Consider the following 14,697-nt stretch of genomic DNA (forward strand, 5'->3'; position numbering starts at 1 on the left):
GGTGCAGCATGGGTTGGGGCGTACTCATGTGCGGTGCCCGGCCCGGTGCCAGCAGGTCCACAGCCGGGTGCCCAACGAATGGGGGAGGATCCCATGCCAGCAATCGTGATCGTCGGAGCCCAATGGGGCGACGAGGGCAAAGGCAAGGCCACTGATCTTTTGGGCGGCCGCGTCGACTATGTAGTGAAGCCCAATGGCGGCAACAACGCCGGGCACACCGTCGTCGTGGGCGGTGAGAAGTATGAGCTCAAGCTCCTTCCCGCCGGCATTCTGAGCCCGAATGCGGTGCCGATCATTGGCAACGGCTGCGTGGTGAACCTCGAGGCGCTCTTCGCCGAGATCGACGGCCTCGAAGCCCGCGGCGCCGACACGTCCAAGCTGCGCATCTCCGCCAACGCCCACCTGGTGGCCCCGTACCACCAGGTGCTGGACAAGGTCACCGAGCGCTTCCTGGGCAAGCGCGCCATCGGCACCACCGGCCGCGGCATCGGCCCGGCCTACATGGACAAGGTGGCCCGCCTGGGCATCCGCGTCCAGGACGTCTTCGACGAGTCCATCCTGCGCCAGAAGGTGGAGGGATCGCTCAAGCAGAAGAATGAGCTGCTGGTCAAGGTGTACAACCGCCGCGGCATCCTGGTCGATGAGATCGTGGAGTACTTCCTGGGCTACGCCGAGCGCCTGCGCCCGCTGGTCATCGACTCCACCTACGTGCTGAACAAGGCCCTGGACGAGGGCAAGGTGGTCCTCATGGAGGGCGGCCAGGCCACCTTCCTGGACGTGGACCACGGCACCTACCCGTTCGTGACCTCCTCCAACCCGACCGCCGGCGGCGCCTCCGTGGGCTCCGGCATCGGCCCCACGCGCATCAACCGCGCGGTGGGCATCATCAAGGCGTACACCACCCGTGTTGGCGCCGGGCCGTTCCCCACCGAGCTCTTTGACGAGATGGGCGACTACCTGCAGAAGACCGGTGGCGAGTTCGGTGTGAACACCGGCCGTCCGCGCCGCTGCGGCTGGTACGACGCCGTCCTGGCCCGCCACGCCTCGCGCGTGAACGGCTTCACCGACTACTTCGTCACCAAGCTGGACGTGCTCACGGGCATCGAGCAGATCCCCGTCTGCGTGGCCTACGACGTCGACGGCGTCCGCTTCGACGAGATGCCGATGACGCAGACCGACTTCCACCACGCGAAGCCGATCTTCGAGTACTTCCCGGGCTGGACCGAGGACATCACCGGCGCCACCACGCTGGAGGATCTGCCGCAGAACGCCCGCGACTACGTGCTCGCCCTGGAGGCCATGTCCGGCACCCGGTTCTCCGCCATCGGCGTCGGCCCGGACCGCGACCAGACGATCGTCCGCTACGACCTGATCGCCGAGTAGCACCACAACCACCAAACTGTGTCGCAGTTAACGTTCACTTCAGCCCTGAAACGGACGTTAACTGCGACACAGTTGTGTCCGGGGCTTGTTTTGCGCGGGGACGGCACGGGCTAGGCTGGAATTTCTTTCGTAGCGAAGCCAAGGAGAAGCCATGAAGGTCAGCGTCGGGCAGTTCAATCCCGGGGGCGACGTCGCCGCCAACCTGGCCGTCATGCGGCGCCTGGCCGTCGGGGCGCAGTCCGAGGGTGCCGGGCTGATCGTCTTCCCGGAGGAATCCATGTTCTCCGTGGGGCGCGTGGAGGGCAGCTTCACGGCAGCCGTGGACGCCCAGTGGACCACCTTTGTCCACGGCGTCTCCGTGATGGCCGCCGAGGTGGGCATCGCCGTGATCGCCGGCGGCTACGAGTCCAGCGGCGAGGAGCGCCCGTACAACACGCTGGTGGCCGTGGACCACGACGGGCGGATCCTGGAAACCTACCGCAAGCTGCACCTCTACGATGCCTTCTCCTACAAGGAATCGGATCGGATCAAGCCCGGCGACGGCGGCATCAAGGTGGTGGAGATCGGCGGCTTCAAGGTGGGCGTCATGACCTGCTACGACCTCCGCTTCCCGGAGCTGGCCCGCGCGCTGGCCGTGGAGGGCGCGGACCTGATCTGCGTGTCAGCGGCCTGGTTCAAGGGCGACCACAAGATTGAGCACTGGGAGACGCTGCTGAAGGCCCGCGCCATCGAAAACACCGTCTGGGTGGCCGCCGCCGGCACGTCCAGCGCCCACTGCATCGGCCACTCCGCCATTCTGGATCCGATGGGCATCCCGGCCGACTTCCTCAACGACGACGCCGAGGGGACGGCGACGGCGGAGGTCACGGCCAAGCGGATTGCCGAGGTCCGCGAGTTCCTTCCGGTGTTGAAAAACCGGCGGCTGGAAAGCTCCCGCGCGCTTCTCTGACGCGGCCCAGACCGGCCGGCGTGAACCATTGACGGGGCCAAAGGCCGTGGCTAGTGTCAGGACAAAGGGGAGGTTGTGATGGACGATAACCAGATTATGGCCGGCCTTGCGCCATTGGTTCCCATCGGCTTGGAGGACATTCCGCTGGCGGGGGAGTGGTTGGAACCGCCGTTTGAGGACGATGAGGCCGGCCGGGCCGTCATCCTCAATGACGGTGATTTCCAATTTGTCGTGGTGGACAGGGATACGGGCGCCGTGCGCTGCGTGTGCGAGGACGATGAAACCCTCATTGCCTCCTCCCTGGAGCAGCTGGTGCAGATCGCCGGGCAGTGGGCCGCCATCGACAGGGACGCCGTGGGCCCGGAGGACGACGACGATTTCGACAAGATGGCCCGGGACTTCGAGGCCAAGCTGAAGAAGATCGACGCCGCCGCCGCCCGGCCCAACGAGTTCTGGTCCCTGTACGCCGAGGAGCTCAGCAGCGGAGGGTGAGCCGTTCCGCGTCCTTTGGCCGCCCTGTCCGGCTGTCCGGTGTGTGCAGGGAACTCCAATCCGGCAGGGGTATGCTCGGCTCATGGTGCATGTCAACGATCCCCAGGTCATTACCCGGCTCCTCTCCAGCCCCGGCCGCTGGGCGGTGGTGGGGCTGTCGAACAACCCGCTGCGCCCCGCCGTGGGTGTCTCCCGGTTCCTCCAGCAGCGCCTGGGCATGGAGATCGTCCCGGTGAACCTGAAGGGCGAGGACGTCCATGGTGCCAAGGGGTACACCTGTCTGGCGAACGTCCCCGGTGGGATCGACGTCGTCGACTGTTTCATCAACTCAACCCGGGTGGGTGCCGTGGTGGATGAGGCGATCGCCCGTGGTGCCGGTGCCGTGTGGCTGCAGCTGGGCGTGGTGGACGAGGAAGCGGCCGCGCGGGCCGCCGCAGCGGGGCTGGATGTCGTCATGAATGCGTGCCCAGTGATCGAAGCGGCGAAGCTTTCGGTGTAGGGGAGCGCGGGCTGCTAGTCTGCGAGTGACCCGCAAGCCGACCGGAAGGCGACCCGTGCCCCGACATGTCCGTGCCGAGCCACGGCCCTGGCCCTGGATCTTTGCCATCCTGAGTGTTCTCGTTGCCGCCGCCCTTGTCTGGGGCGGCATTTCCTTGCTCGGCGGGCGCCCCGCTGCGGACTCCGGCAGCGGGCAGGAAACGCCGCCGGCCACGACGACGGCGGCCACCTCCGCAGCGGTGCCGACGTCCACGGCGTCGTCCACGCCCACACCCACACCGACGCCCACGGCCAAGCCTGCGCTGGTGCCGGACTACGTGCTGCCGCCGATCCAAAACGGCCTGGCGCCGGTCCTGACCCGGGTGCCGACGGAGCAGAAGGTGGTCTTCCTGACCATCGACGACGGCGCCAACAAGACACCCGAGGAACTGCAGATCCTCAAAGACAACGACATCAAGGCCTCGCTGTTCCTGGCCCAATCCTTCATCCTGGACAATCCGGGCTTCTTCAAGGACTTCGTGGCGGCCGGGCACAAGGTGGAGGACCACACCCTGACCCATCCGCTGAACCTCATCAAGATGCCCTACGCCGCGCAGAAGGCGGAGATCTGCGGGATGGCCGACTACGTTGAGCAGACCTACGGCCGCCGGCCGGTCTTCTTCCGCCCGCCAGGCGGTCCGTACACGGACAACGTGCGCCGGGCCGTGGCCGAATGCGGCATGAAGGCCGTCATCGATTGGGAGGCCAAGGCCAACGCCGGCGGCATGGACTACCAGGTGGGCCAAAGCCTGCGCCCGGGGGAGATCGTCCTGATGCACTTCCGCAAGGAGTTTGCGGCCGACATGGCCGCCTTCCTGGCCGCACAGAAGGCCGCGGGGCTTCAGGTGGTCCTGCTGGAGGACTACCTCGCCACCGGCTGACGGCTGAACGGCGCCGGGCTGCCCGGCGCCAAGCGCCGCCCCTGGCCCCACAATGGCGCCGCCGGCGCCCCACACCGGTGGCCAGGTATAGGCTCGGAGGGTGGATGCTGACACCCTGAGAAACGCCGCGCTGGCACTGCCCGGCGCCTACGAAGATTTCCCGTTTGGCCCGGAATCATCCGTCTTCAAGGTGGCGGCACCGGCCAGCGCGGGGGCTGCGCGGACGGGCAAGATGTTCGCCATCTCGGTCCTGGACGGCAACCCGCTGAAGATCAGCCTCAAATGCGAGCCGGAACTGGCCCGCCAGCTGCGTCTGGCCCATCCGGGCATCACGGGCGGCTGGCATCTGAACAAGAAGCACTGGAACACCGCCGACTGCTCGGTTCTGGCGGACCGCATGGTGCTGGACATGCTCGAGGATTCCTATGATCTGGTGGTGTCGGCCCTGCCGCGCGGCCAGCGCGAGGCCCTGGGCTGGAGCGGGCTGGCCCGTGGACGCTAGGGCAGCGCGCGGGCAGCTGACGTACCCGCAGGTGGGGCTCACCAGGGTCCTGGCCACCGAAGACAGCGGCGAAATCCACTGGCCCCCGGGCTGCCGCGGCGTGGACATCAGCATCGAGGTGGGCTCCGGAGCCGGCGACTTCCACGCCCTGGCCGACGGCATCCTGACCTGGCAGATCCAGCGCCGCGCCGGCCTCACTGTCCACGCTGCACCCACTGTCGAAGCAGGCGGGCGGGTGGTCAGCGGATTCGGTGTGGGACGCGTGCGCCTGCCCGTTCCCTGCGAGGTGGTGTGGGTGGAACCCGTCCCCGCCGAAGGAACCGGGGAGCCTGCCTGCGCCACGACGCGGCTGGCCGGCTTTGGCTACGGGACGCTCCCGGGGCACCCGGCCAGCGGTGAAGAGGCGTTCGTTGCGACCATGGACGAGGAGGGCATCGTGCGCTTCCGGCTGCTGGCGTTCAGCCGCCCGGCCGGACTCGTCTTCAAACTCGGCAGCCCCGTCACCACGTTGACGCAGAAGCTGGTGACGCGGAACTATCTGGCCGCGGCGGCGTCGCTCGTGGCCGCGGCACACAAACGACAGGAGCGGCAGTGATAGCGCAGCAAATCTTGGACGAACTCTGGGACTTTGGCGATCCCGCCGGTTCCGGGGAGCGCTTCCGGGCGGCGATGGCGGCCGACGGCGTGGAGCCGGAAGAGTCGGCCGAGCTGGCCACCCAGGTAGCGCGGACGCTGGGGCTGCAGGGCCTCTATGCGGATGCCTTCGGCGTGCTCGATGCATTGACGCCGCACGATGCCGCCGTGGCGGTGCGCATTGAGCTGGAGCGTGGCCGCGTGCTCAATTCGTCCGGCCAGGTGGCCGCGGCCCTGCCGCACTTTGAGCTGGCCGCCGTGCTGGCCCGCACGGACGGCCTGCACTTCCTGCAGGTCGACGCCCTGCACATGCTGGCCATCGCCGACAGCGGGCACATCCGCAAGTGGACGACGGCGGCGCTGGCGGCCATCGACGACGCCGGCGGCACTCCGACAGAGCTTCGCCGGCTGGCCCGCTGGCGGGTGCCGCTGCTGAACAATCTGGGCTCCGCACTGGCCGACGACGGCGAGATCGACGCCGCCGTCGCGGCCTTTCGTGGAGCCTTGGAGGCCGCGGACGAGGTGGGCACGCCAGAGCAGCAGGCCTACGCCCACGAAGCACTGGACGAGGCTCTGGCAGCCCAGGAAAAGGCCCCAAAGCAGGAATGAGCCCGTTTCCGCATTCTGACACCGTTGCAACGGTGTCAGAATGCGGAAACGGGCTCATAAATGGCGCGGATCCGCCTCCTGGGCGGTCTCCGCCGTCGCTTCTATGCCGTGGCGCGCCGGCGTGAGCGGCCCAGCAGGAACAGAACGGCTCCGGCAATCAACACCAGGCCCGAGCCGGCGGCCCACGGCAGGGCCTCGACGCCGGTCTCCGCCAGAGCCGGTGCCGCCTCGGTGGGGGCGATCGGTGCCGCGGGGGCAACCGGTGCCACGGGGACCGCTGGCTCCACGGGCGTTACTGGTGCAGGGGCTGTCGTGATGGTGAATGCCTGCTCTGCGGTTCCGGCCGCGTTCGTGGCGGTGACAGTGAAGCTCGCCGCGCCGGCGGCCGTGGGTGTTCCTGAAATGATGCCGGTGGCGGGGTCCAGAGCCAGACCGGCAGGCAGTACGCCCGCGGCTACCGCGAAGGTGAAGGGTGCGGTGCCTGTCGCGGTGAGCGTTGCCGAGTACTCCTGGCCCATGATGCCGTCGGGGAGGGAATCGGTGGTGATGGCCGGCGCCTCATTGGTGGAGAAAGTGAAGACGTGCGAGTCGGAGCCAACCGTGCCGGTGGCCGTGACAGTGAAACTGGACGGACCGGCCGAGGTGGGTGTCCCCGAAAGGATTCCGGTGGCGGGGTCCAGAGCCAGGCCTGCGGGCAGCGCTCCCGACGTCACTGCGAAGGTGATGGGTCCGGAGCCTGTGGCGCCAATCGTGGCGGAGTAGGCCGCACCCACAACTGCCGGGGCAAGGTCGGTGGTGGTGATGACGGGCGGCGTCAAGGCATCAATGATCGACAATTTGTTGCCATCGCGCGTGGCGTAGACAGTGTTGGCCGCGGTGTTCAAGGCCAAGGCACGTGTCGAGGCACCCACGGCGACCGTGGAGGCCACTGTATTGGTGGCACCATCGATCACCGACACAGTGCCGGCATCTCCGTTCGCGACGAAGACGGTGTTCCGGCTGTCATCCACCTGGATTTCGAAGGGCGCGTCCCCCACGGCTATGGTGCTTACGATTGCACGGGTCGCCCCGTCGAGCACCCTAACGGTGTCGGTCGCGAAGCTGGTGGTGTAGATCGTGTTTGTGGCCTCATTGACGGCAACCCCGAATGGATTGCCGCCCACCCACTGGGACGCCTGCCATGTGAAACTGGCTCCGTCGATTTCAAACAGCTCGCTGCCGATGTAGTCGACGGCGTAGATCTTGTTCGTTGTCTCATTTACGGTGATCGCGGTGGGTTGGCTAAAGACGTTGCCCACGTTGATGGTCCTCACCGCACCCGTTGCGCCGTCGATCTCTGTGACGGAATGGCTCAGATTGGCCACGTAGATCTTGTTTGTCGTCTCGTTCACGGCCATGGCGTAGGGATACAGGGCCACCGGGATGTGCGTCAGCACCCCCGTTGCGATGTCGATCTTCGACACTGTGTTGTAGCCCGGGGTGGCCGGATCGGTGTTCGAATTGGCAACGTAGACCGTGTTGGTGCCTTCGTTCACCGCGATGGAGCTTGGCTGGCTGGGGTTTGCCATCAAGCCCGCGGAGAAGGTATCGGTTACCGCGCCGGTTGATCCATTGATTGCCGACACCGTGTTGTCGTCAGTGTTGGCAACATAGATCATGTTGGTGGTCGCATTGAAGGCCACATCCGTTGGCCTGGCGCCGACGTCGACTGTTCCGCTGGCCTGGTACGTCGACGGGGCGGCCTGTGCCGCAAGCGGCATCTGGGCCGTCAGCAGAACTGCACCGGCCACCGCAATTGCGGACCATCGGGGCAGGGACAATGGGCGGGTTCTCATGGAGGCTCCTCAGCGCGGGCAAGTGCACCCACACCGGGCCGCTCCCAGACTAGTGTATGCATCCTGCCTGCGAAGCTTCATTCCCCAAAAGTTGCGTCCGGAAGACCCCACCCGACGGTCCCACGGTCGAATATGATGCACGAATGCAAAAACCCCGGCCAACTCGCAAGGAGTGGACCGGGGTTTCCCTTGGTCTAGCTCCCCACCCGCCCCCTAACCTCGCTGCGCTCGGTCAGGGAACCCTGCGGGCGTGGCCCCAAGCTCAACCAATGGCTGGGCCCACGCGCCCGAGGGCCCCTCATTGCAGACGCGCCAGCGTTTGCAATGAGGGAGGGCGTGGGGATTAGCCGAAGTACTTCGGCAGGGTGGCCTCGTGGGCCTCGCGGAGCTCGTCCAGCGGAACGCTGAACTGGCCCTGCAGGTCCAGGGAGCCCGAGGCTGCATCCACGACGCCGATGCGTGCGGCCGGGAAGTTCCGGGCGGTGCACATGTCGGTGAAGCGGATCTCCTCCGAGCGGGGCACGGCCACGATGGCACGGGCCTGCGACTCGGAGAACAGCAGCGTGAACGCGTCGACGCCGTCGCGGGCGGCAACCTCGTCCAGCGCGATGCGGGCACCGGTGTTGTATCGCAGCGAGGACTCCACCAGGGCTGCCGCGAGGCCACCCTCGGAGAGGTCGTGCGCGGCGTCCACCATGCCGTCGCGGGAGGCGTTGATCAGGATCTCACCCAGCGCGCGCTCGGCGGACAGAACAACCTTAGGCGGCAGGCCGCCCAGGTGGCCGCGCAGGTTGGCCCACTCGGAACCATCCAGCTCGTCCGCCGTCGTGCCCAGCAGGTAGATGGCCTGGCCGTCTTCCTTCCAGCCTGAGGGGGTGCGGCGCGCGACGTCGTCCAGCTTGCCCAGCACAGCCACCACGGGGGAGGGGTGGATGGGCGTGGTGCCGGTCTGGTTGTACAGCGAGACGTTGCCGCCGGTGACCGGGATGCCCAGTTCCATGCAGGCGTCGGACAGGCCGCGGATGGACTCGGCCAGCTGCCACATGACATCCGGATCCTCGGGGGAGCCGAAGTTCAGGCAGTCGCTGACGGCCATGGGCACGGCGCCGGAGGTGGCGACGTTGCGGTAGGCCTCGGCCAGCGCCAGCTGTGCACCGTGGAACGGGTCCAGGAAGGTGTAGCGGCCGTTGGCGTCGGTGGCCAGGGCAACGCCCAGGCCGGTCTCCTCGTCCACGCGGACCACGCCGGCATCGTCCGGGAACGCCAGGGCGGTGTTGCCGCCGACGTAGCGGTCGTACTGGTTGGTGATCCAGTCCTTGGAGCACATGTTCGGGGAGGCGATGAGCTCCAGCACGGCGGCCTTGATGTCCTCGGCCGAGGCCGGGCGGCCACCGTCCTGGACGCTGCCGGTGAAGGTGTCGGCCTGCAGGGCATCCTGCCACTGGGGGCGGGCGTACGGGCGGTCGTAGACCGGACCGTCGTGTGCCACGGTGCGCGGGTCGACGTCGACAATGACTTCGCCTTCCCACGTGATGATCAGGCGGCCGGTGTCGGTGACCTCGCCGAGCCAGGAGTACTCCACGGCCCACTTCTCCATGACAGCCTCGAACGCGGCAATGTTCTCCGGCGTCACGACGGCCATCATGCGTTCCTGCGACTCGGACATCAGAATTTCGCCCGGGGTCAGCGTGGGGTCGCGCAGCAGCACGGAGGTCAGCTCAACCTGCATGCCGCCGTCGCCGTTGGAGGCCAGCTCGCTGGTGGCGCAGGAGATGCCTGCGGCGCCCAGGTCCTGGATGCCCTCAACCAGGGAGCCCTTGAAGAGTTCCAGGCAGCACTCAATGAGCACCTTCTCGGCGAAGGGATCGCCCACCTGCACGGCGGGGCGCTTGGAGGGCTTGGTGTCGTCGAAGGACTCCGAGGCCAGCACCGAGGCGCCGCCGATGCCGTCGCCGCCGGTGCGTGCACCGAACAGGACCACCTTGTTGCCCTTGCCCGAGGCGTTGGCCAGGCGGATGTCCTCGTGGCGCATGACGCCCACGGCCAGTGCGTTCACCAGCGGGTTGCCCTGGTAGACGGCGTCGAAGACCATTTCGCCACCGATGTTCGGCAGGCCCAGCGAGTTGCCGTAGCCGCCGATGCCTGCCACGGCGCCGTGCATGACGCGGGCGGTGTCCGGGTGGTCGATGGCGCCAAAGCGCAGCGGGTCCATCACGGCCACCGGGCGCGCGCCCATGGAGATGATGTCGCGGACGATGCCGCCGATGCCGGTCGCGGCACCCTGGTAGGGCTCCACGAACGACGGCGAATTGTGGGACTCGATCTTGAACGTCACGGCCCAGCCGTCGCCCAGGTTGGTCACACCGGCGTTCTCGCCGATGCCGACCAGCATGTCCTTCTTCATCTCCTCGGTCACCTTGGAGCCGAACTGGCGCAGGTGGTTCTTGGAGGACTTGTAGGAACAGTGCTCGCTCCACATGACGGAGTACATGGCCAGCTCGGCACCGGTGGGGCGGCGGCCCAAAACCTTGACGACGTCGTCGAACTCGTTCTGCTTCAGGCCGAGCTCGGCCCAGGGCAGTTCGACGTCGGGCGTCTTGGCGGCGTTTTCGACAGTGTCGATGTTGAACTTCTTGGCCGACTCTGCCGCTTCGGTGGTCGAGCCTGTCGAGATCTCAGACATTTATTTGCCTCCCAGCAGCGTGTTCAGGACCGACGTGAAGAAGCCAAGGCCGTCCGTGCCGGTGTGGTCCGGGCCGTAGCCGACCTCGATGGCGTGCTCCGGGTGCGGCATGAGGCCCACCACGTTGCCCGCGGCGTTGGTGATGCCGGCGATGTCGCGGCGGGAGCCGTTCGGGTTCATGCCGACGTAGCGGAACGCCACGCGGCCCTCGGCCTCAAGGGCGTCGAGGGTCTTCTCGTCGGCAATGTACTGGCCGTCCTGGTTCTTCAGCGGGACGGTGATTTCCTGGCCCGCTGCGTAGGCGTTGGTCCATGCGGTGGTGTTGTTCTCCACGCGCAGCACCTGGTCGCGGCACAGGAACTTCAGGTGGTCGTTCTTGATCATCGAGCCGGGCAGCAGGTGCGCCTCGGTGAGGATCTGGAAGCCATTGCAAATGCCCAGCACGGGCAGCTTGGCATCGGAGTTGGCGGCATCAACGATGCGCGACATCAGCGGGGCGAAGCGGGAGATGGCGCCGGCGCGCAGGTAGTCGCCGTAGGAGAAGCCGCCGGGGATGACGACGGCGTCGACGTCGGCCAGCTCGTTGTCGCCGTGCCACAGCTCGACGGCGGTGGCGCCGGCCAGGCGTACGGCGCGGGCGGCGTCGCGGTCATCAAGGGTTCCGGGGAACGTGACGACGCCGATGCGGGCGCCGCTGAGGGCCGCGCTGGCAACGCCAGACGACACCTCGCCGATCAGAGGAGTTTCGGTCATGGCTAGTCCGCCACTACTTCGACGTTCACTACGTCTTCGATGACCGGGTTGGAGAGCATGGTCTCGGCGGCCTCGCGGGCCTTGGCCAGGATCTCGTCGGTCACCTCGCCGTCCACGGTCAGTTCGAAGCGCTTGCCCTGGCGGACTGCGGAGAACTCGGTGAAGCCCAGGCGGGGGAGTGCGCCAACGATGGCCTTCCCCTGCGGGTCCAGAATTTCGGGTTTGAGCATGACATCGACAACGATCCGGGGCATCCGGGAACTCCTGATGTGAAGAGAGGGGTTGGCCACGGAGTTGCCGTCTCACGCCGAACTGGGGGATCCAAGAAACCACATGACACAGGCGCTCCGCGAGCTTGCCCTTCCATTCTACCGAGTGTTCGCAAGCCGAGGGGACGTGGGCAGCCGCGCCCCGGGCCGCCCTGCGGCCACCCCCGCGCCCGGTCCACGGGGAACGGGCCGATTGCAGGACTCGCCGGGGCCATGTGTGAAATGGGCTACACAAGTGACTCGACTCACCCTACGATAGGTAGGACATTCCATGTCTGATGATCAATGGCACCCCCAACCGCTCATGATCAATCAGATGTGGCTCGGCGAAGCGGCCGGACCAGGCCGCAACGAAAGGAACCGGATGACGTCCCCGAACACCCGACGCAACCTGCGGTTTGCCGCCAAGGCCTCCGCGGCCGGCGCATTGACCGCAGGTCTGCTGGCAACGATGCTGGCACCGGCCCAGGCCGCGGAAACTCCCGCGCCCTCCTACTCCCAGCAGGTGCTCGCCTCCAACGGCGACAATGCCATCAGCTCCTCGCTGGCCCCCTTCTACCGCATCCCCGCCCTGGCCGACCTGGGCAACGGCGTCCTGCTGGCCTCCTACGACGGCCGCCCCGACGGCGGCGACTCGCCCTCGGCCAACTCCATCGTCCAGCGCCGCAGCATCGACAACGGCAAGACCTGGGGTGCCCCCACCTTCATTGCCCGCGGCCAGCTGGCCGCGACTGGCACGTTCCGCTACGGCTTCTCGGACCCGTCCTACGTGGTGGACCGCGAGACCGGCACGATCTTCAACTTCCACGTCTACTCCAAGGACACCGGCTTCGCCGCCAGCGCCTGGGGCAATGACGACGCCGACCGCCAGGTGGTCAGCGCTGAGGTCTCCGTTTCCACCGACGACGGCCTGACCTGGTCCACCGACCCGGCCAACCAGCCCACGCTGCCCACCCCCGTGTCCTACCCGGCCGGTTCCCCGTACGCGGGTTTTGACGGCCCGCTGGTCACCGATGTGGTCAAGCCCGTTGGCACCACCGTGAACGGCGTCGCCAACGTCGGCGGCGTCAAGGGCGTGTTCGCCGCCTCCGGCGAGGGCATCCAGCTCAAGTACGGCGCGTACAAGGGCCGCCTGGTCCAGCAGTTCACCGGCGTCGTACGCCAGGCGGACGGCTCGACGCCCTACCAGTCCTACAGCGTCTACTCGGACGACCATGGCAAGACCTGGCAGCGCGGCGCCTACGTGGGCACCGGCATGGACGAGAACAAGACGGTGGAACTCTCCAATGGCGACGTGATGCTGAACTCCCGCGACAGCGCGGGCAGCAAGGGCCGCAAGGTGGCCATCTCCAAGGACGGCGGCGCCACCTACGGTCCCGTGACTGTCAATGCCACGCTGGCCGATCCGACCAACAACGCCTCCATCACGCGCATGTACCCGGATGCCGCACAGGGCAGCGCCAAGGCCAAGATGCTGCTGTTCTCCAATGCCAACAGCACCTCCTCGCGCTCCAATGGCACCATCCGCTACTCCTGCGATGACGGCACCACGTGGTCCGCCGGCAAGCAGTTCAAGTCCGGCACCATGAGCTACTCCACTGTCACGGCACTTTCCGACGGCACCTTCGGTCTGCTCTACGAGGGTGACAACAACACCATCACCTACGGCGCCTTCAATGCCGAGTGGCTCGACGTCTACTGCGGCGCCAGCGTCAGCGCCGCCGCCATCACCGGCGCCAACGGTGCCACTGTCAACGCCGAGCTGACCGTCAGCAACACCGGCGAATCCGCGCTGGAAGGTGCCACGGCAACGTTCACCGAGCTGCCGGGCTGGACCTTCGGCTCCACCACCGTGCCCAGCATCCCGGCCGGCGGCTCCGTCGTCGTCCAGGTCCCGGTGACCATTCCGTCCTACGCCAAGGCCGGCACCGCCAACATCGCCGCCAAGGTTGTGGCCGGCACCCGTTCCGTCTCGGCCCCGGCCAAGGTCACCATCACCGGCGGCTCCACCGAAACCATTGTGGGCGCCGACATCAAGGGCGAGCGCAACGATGCCGGCCGCGACCTGGCCACATCCCCGTATGCAGCAGGCGAGGCCCTGCCTTACAAGTTCACCGTCACCAGCACCGGAAACATCACCGAGTCTGTTGTCCCGCAGACGGGCGCCTTCAAGCCGTTTGTGCCGGCCGACGGCGGCGGCAACTGCCGCTTCAGCACGCTGGCTGTCTGGGCCGGCTACGTCTGCAGCACGCCCAAGCACACCGTGACAGCGGATGAGGTGGCCCAGGGCTTCTTCACCCCTGTCACCACCTGGCAGGTCACCGGCACCGGGGCAACCACCCAGAACTACACCATCACCGGTGGCGAGGTGGACCTGATGGTCCGCAACCCGGCTCTGGCCGGCACGGCCGCTGCCGTCTGGAACGACGTTGACGGCGACGGCTACGCCACCCCCGGCGACACCATCACGTACTCCTACGCCGTCCAGAACAACGGCAATGTGCCGCTGACCGGTCTGGCAGCGCCGGGCCTCGGCCTGGACCCGATGGCCCTCGCGGTGGGTGCCTCGGCCACCGCCACCACCACCTACGCCCTGACTGCGGCGGACCTCGCCGCGGCCCAGGTGCCCGGAACGGTTGTGCAGGCCTCGGCGCAGAACGGCGCCAAGACCGCCACCGCCGATCTGGTGGCAAACGCCGTCGCACTGCGCGTCCTGCCGGCCAAGCCCGGCACGGATCCGGACCTCTCCAAGGAAAACCTGAAGGGGGCGCCGCCGGTGGATCTGGGGCTGGGCACCGCCAAGTACAGCGTCGGCGACACCGTCACCATCCACAACGTGGTCTACGGCCAGTGGTACTACGTGTACCTGAACCAGCACAGTGCCCGCATCGGTTGGTTCCAGGCCGAGAAGAACAACACCGTCACGTTTGTCCTGCCAGCCGGCACGAAGAACGGCATGGACAACCTCGTGGTGCGCGATGCCGCCGGAAACCGCCTCTCCTGGGGCTCCTTCCAGGTGACTCCCGCAAAGTAGTCCCCACCCGCACACCCTGCATCTGTGCGACAGAAGACGCTCTTAAACCACTGGGTTGGGGACGTTTTCTGTCGCACAGTTGTGCTGACGTCCATGAAGGGTCCTGCTGTTTGGCAGGGCCCTTTCGTCATGTTGTG

At 67.1% G+C, this 14,697-nt stretch carries 13 protein-coding genes; 9 read left to right on the plus strand and 4 right to left on the minus strand.

Going from position 1 to position 14,697, the window contains the following annotated elements; all coding sequences use genetic code 11:
* Positions 1-93: 93 nt before the first annotated feature.
* The 8 genes from K254_RS0119105 (at position 94) to K254_RS0119140 (ending at position 5,986) form a co-directional block, all read left to right on the plus strand.
* Positions 94-1,383, plus strand: a complete 1,290-nt coding sequence (locus K254_RS0119105) for an adenylosuccinate synthase (RefSeq protein ID WP_026556695.1) — start codon at positions 94-96, stop codon at positions 1,381-1,383.
* 151 nt (positions 1,384-1,534) lie between these two features.
* Positions 1,535-2,332 (plus strand): carbon-nitrogen hydrolase family protein, encoded by a 798-nt coding sequence (locus K254_RS0119110; protein WP_026556696.1) that lies wholly within the window; start codon positions 1,535-1,537, stop codon positions 2,330-2,332.
* Positions 2,333-2,410: 78 nt separating this feature from the next.
* Positions 2,411-2,824 carry an SUKH-4 family immunity protein gene (locus tag K254_RS0119115; RefSeq protein ID WP_081710254.1) on the plus strand — a complete coding sequence of 138 codons (414 nt, stop codon included), beginning with the start codon at positions 2,411-2,413 and terminating at the stop codon, positions 2,822-2,824.
* Between the two features lie 82 nt (positions 2,825-2,906).
* Positions 2,907-3,323, plus strand: a complete 417-nt coding sequence (locus tag K254_RS0119120; RefSeq protein WP_026556698.1) for a CoA-binding protein — start codon at positions 2,907-2,909, stop codon at positions 3,321-3,323.
* Between the two features lie 55 nt (positions 3,324-3,378).
* Entirely contained in the window at positions 3,379-4,242 is an 864-nt protein-coding gene (locus K254_RS24260; protein WP_081710255.1) for a polysaccharide deacetylase family protein, read from the plus strand.
* A gap of 100 nt (positions 4,243-4,342) precedes the next feature.
* On the plus strand, positions 4,343-4,744 hold the full coding sequence (locus K254_RS0119130; protein ID WP_026556700.1) for an MmcQ/YjbR family DNA-binding protein: 402 nt from the start codon (positions 4,343-4,345) through the stop codon (positions 4,742-4,744).
* On the plus strand, positions 4,734-5,339 hold the full coding sequence (locus tag K254_RS0119135) for a DUF1990 family protein (protein ID WP_026556701.1): 606 nt from the start codon (positions 4,734-4,736) through the stop codon (positions 5,337-5,339). Before K254_RS0119130 ends, K254_RS0119135 begins: the two co-directional genes overlap by 11 nt.
* Positions 5,336-5,986: a hypothetical protein gene (locus K254_RS0119140; RefSeq protein ID WP_026556702.1), complete on the plus strand. Its 651-nt coding sequence runs from the start codon at positions 5,336-5,338 to the stop codon at positions 5,984-5,986. The genes K254_RS0119135 and K254_RS0119140 overlap by 4 nt, the downstream gene beginning before the upstream one ends.
* 101 nt (positions 5,987-6,087) lie before the next feature.
* Here the strand turns inward: K254_RS0119140 and K254_RS25030 are convergent, their stop codons facing one another.
* The 4 genes from K254_RS25030 to purS all read right to left on the minus strand — a co-directional run bounded on the left by K254_RS25030 (position 6,088) and on the right by purS (position 11,511).
* The gene (locus tag K254_RS25030; RefSeq protein ID WP_081710257.1) at positions 6,088-7,821 is read right to left on the minus strand and encodes a putative Ig domain-containing protein; all 1,734 of its coding nucleotides are present in this window, start codon (positions 7,819-7,821) and stop codon (positions 6,088-6,090) included.
* A gap of 343 nt (positions 7,822-8,164) precedes the next feature.
* Positions 8,165-10,504, minus strand: coding sequence for a phosphoribosylformylglycinamidine synthase subunit PurL (gene purL, locus K254_RS0119150; protein ID WP_051389403.1), 2,340 nt, complete (start codon positions 10,502-10,504; stop codon positions 8,165-8,167).
* On the minus strand, positions 10,505-11,257 hold the full coding sequence (purQ, locus tag K254_RS0119155; protein ID WP_026556704.1) for a phosphoribosylformylglycinamidine synthase subunit PurQ: 753 nt from the start codon (positions 11,255-11,257) through the stop codon (positions 10,505-10,507).
* 2 nt (positions 11,258-11,259) lie between these two features.
* On the minus strand, positions 11,260-11,511 hold the full coding sequence (gene purS, locus K254_RS0119160) for a phosphoribosylformylglycinamidine synthase subunit PurS (RefSeq protein WP_026556705.1): 252 nt from the start codon (positions 11,509-11,511) through the stop codon (positions 11,260-11,262).
* A 379-nt stretch (positions 11,512-11,890) separates the two neighbouring features.
* Between purS and K254_RS0119165 the strand changes: the two genes are divergently transcribed.
* Entirely contained in the window at positions 11,891-14,560 is a 2,670-nt protein-coding gene (locus tag K254_RS0119165; RefSeq protein ID WP_026556706.1) for an exo-alpha-sialidase, read from the plus strand.
* Positions 14,561-14,697 lie beyond the last annotated feature (137 nt).

It is taken from the genome of Arthrobacter sp. 35W, from assembly GCF_000482545.1.
GTDB lineage: Bacteria > Actinomycetota > Actinomycetes > Actinomycetales > Micrococcaceae > Specibacter.

What these genes read in the sequence shown, in the direction of transcription:
- K254_RS0119105 (WP_026556695.1), top strand. Translation starts at nt 94, where the DNA reads ATGCCAGCAATCGTGATCGTCGGAGCCCAATGGGGCGACGAGGGCAAA.
- K254_RS0119110 (WP_026556696.1), top strand. Translation starts at nt 1,535, where the DNA reads ATGAAGGTCAGCGTCGGGCAGTTCAATCCCGGGGGCGACGTCGCCGCC.
- K254_RS0119115 (WP_081710254.1), top strand. Translation starts at nt 2,411, where the DNA reads ATGGACGATAACCAGATTATGGCCGGCCTTGCGCCATTGGTTCCCATC.
- K254_RS0119120 (WP_026556698.1), top strand. Translation starts at nt 2,907, where the DNA reads ATGGTGCATGTCAACGATCCCCAGGTCATTACCCGGCTCCTCTCCAGC.
- K254_RS25030 (WP_081710257.1), bottom strand. Translation starts at nt 7,821, where the DNA reads ATGAGAACCCGCCCATTGTCCCTGCCCCGATGGTCCGCAATTGCGGTG.
- purL (WP_051389403.1), bottom strand. Translation starts at nt 10,504, where the DNA reads ATGTCTGAGATCTCGACAGGCTCGACCACCGAAGCGGCAGAGTCGGCC.
- purQ (WP_026556704.1), bottom strand. Translation starts at nt 11,257, where the DNA reads ATGACCGAAACTCCTCTGATCGGCGAGGTGTCGTCTGGCGTTGCCAGC.
- purS (WP_026556705.1), bottom strand. Translation starts at nt 11,511, where the DNA reads ATGCCCCGGATCGTTGTCGATGTCATGCTCAAACCCGAAATTCTGGAC.
- K254_RS0119165 (WP_026556706.1), top strand. Translation starts at nt 11,891, where the DNA reads ATGACGTCCCCGAACACCCGACGCAACCTGCGGTTTGCCGCCAAGGCC.